This is a genomic window from Spiroplasma sp. Moj (assembly GCF_016082285.1).
GTDB lineage: Bacteria > Bacillota_I > Bacilli_A > Mycoplasmatales > Mycoplasmataceae > Spiroplasma > Spiroplasma phoeniceum.
In genome coordinates this window covers 1-4,046 of record NZ_MQTY02000083.1, presented here as the reverse complement: position 1 = coordinate 4,046, position 4,046 = coordinate 1, and the positions used below count along the sequence as shown (strand labels likewise).

Sequence of the window (4,046 nt, the reverse complement as noted above, 5' to 3'; positions counted from 1 at the left end):
TCTCCATCTTCTGTTTTAATTGTTTTTGGTATTTTTGATANAACCTTNATTGTGAGGTACCATATACATTTTAGACCAGTTAGTCTTTTAAAAATTTTAACACANCTNNAGNNNGTGTTAAAATTTTTAAAAGACTAACTGGTCTAAAATGTATATGGTACCTCACATTTTTCTATTTTTTTAAATTTTTCCACAACAAAAAATACATTTTTATTAAAATTATTTAATTTCTTAGATAAAACTAATAAAAATATAAATTTTTTTGTAAATTATTATTTACAAAATTATTAACTGAATAATTAAATTTATTTTCTTCTAGCATTTGTTCATTACTATTAAATAAATCAATTTTATTTTTTAATCCCATCATACTAGCATTTAATTTATTTCTAATAGTTTTTTCACTATAAATNGCTTTTTTAATCATCGTGCCTTTTCAATAATGAGAAATATCACCTTCAATATCACAACCAATATTATTTCATAGTGTTTGATTTNTGACACCTTCTTCATTATTTTTAATTAATCTAATAGTTTTATTCAAAAAATCTAATTTAGAATCNCTTATAAAANATTTACTATCTTCTAAACNCTGTAATAATTCNTCATATTTACCATTANAAAAATNATCAACNGCNTTATGATATGNTTCTCTATTTTCTTTGTTTTTACTTTGAAACGGATATAGTTTTTTAAATCTACTTGTAAGATGAAATTTATCTATTAGACTTATTGCATAACCTATTAAAATAATTGTAAATATTTTTAAAAAGATACTAATAGCAAATTATAATTTTAATTAATTATGTCTTTTATTTAAAAATTTAATATTTTCCTACAACGAAAAATGACTTTTTTATTTAAATTATTTAATTTTAAATACATCTTCTATGCTATCTATAATTAATAATTGCAAATTATAAATTGAAGCAATTAAATTAAATCTTAAACTAAATCGTTTTCTATGATTACGATATTTTTCTGTAATAATTTTAAATTTTTTAACACCAACTGAAGCTGTGTTAAAATTTTTAAAAGACTAACTGTAACTGGTCTAAAATGTATATGGTACCTCACAAACAATAAAATGTTATTACATTAAATTAATTCAATAATTTCTTAAAATAAAAAGAATACTTCTGTTAATTAATAATTAAAGTATTCTTTTCCTATTTTATTTTTTAAAAATAGCTATTTCCCCAAAATTTTAGAATCAATATCTGGAATAAATATTAGATGTAAATCCGGATTAGTTGTTTCAAGTAAAATCATCGGATCATTAATTGATTTAACTTTAAACTTAATATTATTAATATTAATTCGCATTTCTAGTGCTGATGCTAAATCAGTAATTTCAGTAGCTGTTTTTCATGCCCCTCCTTTTTCATCCTGATATTCAATTTGAACTAATCCACTAACTAATTCTACAGCAGTATTATCAATTGCATCACTACTATGTCCACTAATTTTTAATATTGATGGTATAAGTTTTTTAATTTGTCCATTAAGTGAAATTGAAAAATTAAAATCTCGCTTCTTAGTAAGTTTTACTTTTATTGATAAATCAGTTGTTAAATTGTAATTAAATAATTGGTTAATAAATAATTTAATTTTATCAATAGAAAGAATATCAATAAGTCCATCTGTCCCATATGTTAATTGTCATCAACTTGCCGGAATTTTTTCATATTTAATATTAATCGTTGTAGTTGATATTCATCAATCAACTTTTACTACAATTGAAATTGGAGTTCTATTAGCTGACCATTCACCACTTTTGCTTTTTCATCCTTCTAACAAATTATGTAAAATATGTTCTAAATTAGTACTAAATTGAAGGTTCTCTTTTTTATTTTTAGTACTTTGAATATTTTTATTAACATCTAAAAACCCATCATTGTTAATTTCTCGTGGTTTTTCAAATAAATATTGTAATAGTAATAAGATCAAATTTTGTGATTTTTGTTGTTCACGTTTCTCAAGAACAAAATTACGGAAATGAATAATATCTGGTACTAAACTATTTAAAATATTAAGATATTTTGCTTTAATTTTTATTTCTGCAGTAATACCTAACAAAAGATCTTTCTTTATTGTTTCATTAATTTCACCATTTTTAAGCATTTCATCAGCAAGTGGTAAATTCATTAATTCATTATTAACAAAGGCTTCTCATTTTTTTCAATTTTCATCATCCGCATTAAATGAAGTTGGAATAACTTTTGGCAAATTATAAAAAAGATGAAACGTTGTAACCAACGATAAAATCTTGCCAATTGCTAAGGTAGTGCCTTGAAAGGGAAGATTCATTTTAGTTAAAACCATCGTCATACTTTTATTTAATTTTTGAACTGTATCATTTGTTCATTTTAAATTATTAGTAGCAACAGGAATTAAAAAATTTGAATCTTTTGTTTTTGGATTAGTTAATTCTTTATCTTTATAATCAGCAACAACTGTTAATTCTCCATAATGAGCAGTTCCATCTTCTGCAATTTCAATAGGCGTAAAATTTGTTTGTGTTAGCATTAAATCATCACTAAATTCTTTAAATTTACTTTCTAAAATGCTGAAAACAGCATCATTGTTAACATTTTGGTATTCATCACTATCAACAACAAGAGGTGACAATTCACTAAAACTAGTTAATCGTTTAATAATTCGATTTTTTTCATAATCAACACTACTTCCCCCATTGTTATCATTATCTGCCCCACTTGTTGTATCAATATCAGGGTGTCCAGCAGGGGTAGGTGCACATCCACTCAAGCCAAAAACAGGTGAACTTGTTAAAATAACACTACTTAATATAACTAAAATTTTTTTCATTATTTATATCTCCTTTTTATTTTTTAACTTGTAAAATTTTATTTAATTAAAAATAACATTTAGAAGACTATACTAATTTAAACACTCTCGTTGATAACTATTTACAATAATTTTTAATTCCTTTTCACTACGTTTATTTACTAGCATATGCATTTGCAAAGACTTAATAGCATTATCTAATTCGCATAAATTAATGAAACTAAAATTTTCCCTAATATTTTGTTGTTTTAAAATTAATGAAAGTTTTTTAAACATAATTGTACTATTAACAGAAAAAGCAAGGGAAATTAAAACAAAAACATTTTGTGAAAATAATACAAGAGAAATATTATTTTCATTTAAAACACGATGAAATGGCTTAAATGTATTGATATAAGCTAAAACTTTATTAATTAAGACAATTTTTAAATATTTTGTTCAATATTGTTTAAAAAAATATATTGTTGCAATAAATGAAATAAAAACTAGAAAAATAAGAATAACCATATTGTCTGAGCCTTTGATGCTAGCTTTATGAATTGCAAATATTGTTATTAAACTAACTTTAAATATAATTGAAAAAAGACAAATAATTGAATCATTATAATAATTAGAAAGCAATTGTTTCCCAATTAAGATTCATAAACTAATTAAGCAAACTGTTAAGGAAAGGAGATTACGAAGAACCAATAAATTCGTTGTATCCATTAGTAAAAAATAAAAACTAGTTTGAATTCCAACTAAAAAGATAATTGTTAAACTTTGTTTTGTTTTTTTCTTTAAAACAGTAAGATTTGTAAGATATGAAGCAAAATAAACAACAATAAAAAAGACTAATACCTTAGCAATAAATAATATTAATGGTCAATCAATATAATTAATTTTAAATAGCCTGTTCATTTTACTACACCTTACCTTTAAAGAATTATTTTACCTTATTTGCAAATATTATATAGATTTATTGTCAAAAATGCAATGTTGGTCGCATGTAAAAAATTGGGGTTTTGAAAAAACTCAGAAATTGAATAAGAATAATAAATTAAACCATTTACTAAAATGGTTTTTTTATTTGTAAAACCAAAATTATTAATTGATTCAGAGAAAGGACAGTATCTTAAATATTTACAAAAAAACTATAACAACTTTTTGATACCCTCTTTAAGTTGTTTACACATTAGACTTCTTGCATAACCTAGTTATTTTAAAATTCCTATAAAATATATTTAAAATAGAAATTA

The 4,046-nt window shown here is 22.7% G+C and carries 2 protein-coding genes; both read right to left on the bottom strand.

Annotated features, from left to right (window positions below):
• Positions 1-1,191: 1,191 nt before the first annotated feature.
• Positions 1,192-2,829 (bottom strand): hypothetical protein, encoded by a 1,638-nt coding sequence (locus BST80_RS04170; RefSeq protein WP_415746101.1) that lies wholly within the window; start codon positions 2,827-2,829, stop codon positions 1,192-1,194.
• A gap of 72 nt (positions 2,830-2,901) precedes the next feature.
• Complete coding sequence (locus BST80_RS04165; RefSeq protein WP_415746100.1) at positions 2,902-3,708, bottom strand: hypothetical protein; 807 nt, start codon at positions 3,706-3,708, stop codon at positions 2,902-2,904.
• Positions 3,709-4,046 lie beyond the last annotated feature (338 nt).